The following is a 2,559-nucleotide window of genomic DNA, read 5'->3' as shown; positions in this document are numbered from 1 at the left end:
TTTTTTGGTTCTCGATTTCTTGCACCCCCGTGTGAGGGTCGGGACATTTAGTCAGCAATTTTTTGCTGGCGTTTTGTTTTGCTGGGTTTTCGGACTCGCGTTTTTCTTTCGATTGCGCCCTTTCGGGGGTGTGGTTGTGAGTCTTCAACGGAGAGTTTGATCCTGGCTCAGGACGAACGCTGGCGGCGTGCTTAACACATGCAAGTCGAGCGGTAAGGCCTTTCGGGGTACACGAGCGGCGAACGGGTGAGTAACACGTGGGTGATCTGCCTCGCACTCTGGGATAAGCCTGGGAAACTGGGTCTAATACCGGATAGGACCTTCGGTCGCATGGCCTTGGGTGGAAAGATTTATCGGTGTGAGATGGGCCCGCGGCCTATCAGCTTGTTGGTGGGGTAATGGCCTACCAAGGCGACGACGGGTAGCCGGCCTGAGAGGGCGACCGGCCACACTGGGACTGAGACACGGCCCAGACTCCTACGGGAGGCAGCAGTGGGGAATATTGCACAATGGGCGAAAGCCTGATGCAGCGACGCCGCGTGAGGGATGACGGCCTTCGGGTTGTAAACCTCTTTCGACAGGGACGAAGCGCAAGTGACGGTACCTGTAGAAGAAGCACCGGCCAACTACGTGCCAGCAGCCGCGGTAATACGTAGGGTGCGAGCGTTGTCCGGAATTACTGGGCGTAAAGAGCTTGTAGGCGGTCTGTCGCGTCGTCCGTGAAAACTTGGGGCTCAACCCCAAGCTTGCGGGCGATACGGGCAGACTTGAGTACTTCAGGGGAGACTGGAATTCCTGGTGTAGCGGTGAAATGCGCAGATATCAGGAGGAACACCGGTGGCGAAGGCGGGTCTCTGGGAAGTAACTGACGCTGAGAAGCGAAAGCGTGGGTAGCGAACAGGATTAGATACCCTGGTAGTCCACGCCGTAAACGGTGGGTACTAGGTGTGGGTTTCCTTCCACGGGATCCGTGCCGTAGCTAACGCATTAAGTACCCCGCCTGGGGAGTACGGCCGCAAGGCTAAAACTCAAAGGAATTGACGGGGGCCCGCACAAGCGGCGGAGCATGTGGATTAATTCGATGCAACGCGAAGAACCTTACCTGGGTTTGACATACACCGGAAACCTGCAGAGATGTAGGCCCCCTTGTGGTCGGTGTACAGGTGGTGCATGGCTGTCGTCAGCTCGTGTCGTGAGATGTTGGGTTAAGTCCCGCAACGAGCGCAACCCTTGTCCTGTATTGCCAGCGGGTTATGCCGGGGACTTGCAGGAGACTGCCGGGGTCAACTCGGAGGAAGGTGGGGACGACGTCAAGTCATCATGCCCCTTATGTCCAGGGCTTCACACATGCTACAATGGCCGGTACAGAGGGCTGCGATACCGTGAGGTGGAGCGAATCCCTTAAAGCCGGTCTCAGTTCGGATCGGGGTCTGCAACTCGACCCCGTGAAGTTGGAGTCGCTAGTAATCGCAGATCAGCAACGCTGCGGTGAATACGTTCCCGGGCCTTGTACACACCGCCCGTCACGTCATGAAAGTCGGTAACACCCGAAGCCGGTGGCCTAACCCCTTGTGGGAGGGAGCCGTCGAAGGTGGGATCGGCGATTGGGACGAAGTCGTAACAAGGTAGCCGTACCGGAAGGTGCGGCTGGATCACCTCCTTTCTAAGGAGCACATAGCATTTCGGGTCCGAGTGTGGCCCGGTGTTGCTCACGGGTGGAACGCTGACGCCGCAGTCCTCGGACTGCTATATCGACACACTGTTGGGTCCTGAAAGAACACGCGGAAGCGAGTTTTTTCGGAGAAGAAGAATACGACAAGACCGGTCTTCAGTCATACCGCGGGGTTTGTGCCCTGGCTGGTGCTGAGTCGAGATTGAGTCTTGTGTGTTGTTTGAGAACTGTACAGTGGACGCGAGCATCTTTGTTTGTAAGTGTTTAAGAGCGTTCGGTGGATGCCTTGGCACCAGGAGCCGATGAAGGACGTAGGAGGCTGCGATAAGCCTCGGGGAGCTGTCAACCGAGCTGTGATCCGAGGATGTCCGAATGGGGAAACCCGGCACGAGTGATGTCGTGTCACCCGCATCTGAATGTATAGGGTGTGTGGAGGGAACGCGGGGAAGTGAAACATCTCAGTACCCGCAGGAAGAGAAAACAACAGTGATTCCGTGAGTAGTGGCGAGCGAAAGCGGATGAGGCTAAACCGTGTAGATGTGATAGCCGGCAGGCGTTGTCTATGCGGGGTCGTGGGGTCATTTTTCCCGGTTCTGCCGAGCTGGGCGACAGTCAGAAAGGTTCGTGTTAGTCGAAGTGGTCTGGGATGGCCGACCGTAGACGGTGAGAGTCCGGTAGACGAAAACATGTTCCCTGTCGTAGGTGATGCCCGAGTAGCAGCGGGCCCGTGAAATCTGCTGTGAATCTGCCGGGACCACCCGGTAAGCCTGAATACTCCCTGGTGACCGATAGCGGACTAGTACCGTGAGGGAAAGGTGAAAAGTACCCCGGGAGGGGAGTGAAATAGTACCTGAAACCGGACGCTTACAATCCGTCAGAGCCTGTGC

The 2,559-nt window shown here is 56.9% G+C and carries 2 rRNA genes; both read left to right on the top strand.

The features are described 5' to 3' along the window. Nucleotides 1–144 precede the first annotated feature (144 nt). Nucleotides 145–1,663 (top strand): 16S ribosomal RNA (locus tag ACFO0B_RS11635). A gap of 263 nt (nucleotides 1,664–1,926) precedes the next feature. Next, nucleotides 1,927–2,559, top strand: a 23S ribosomal RNA gene (locus ACFO0B_RS11630); the annotation flags it as partial.

It is taken from the genome of Nocardia jiangsuensis, from assembly GCF_042650385.1.
GTDB classification, from domain to species: domain Bacteria; phylum Actinomycetota; class Actinomycetes; order Mycobacteriales; family Mycobacteriaceae; genus Nocardia; species Nocardia jiangsuensis.
The sequence above is the reverse complement of the archived record's forward strand: the minus strand, read 5'-3'. Positions and strand labels throughout refer to the sequence as shown.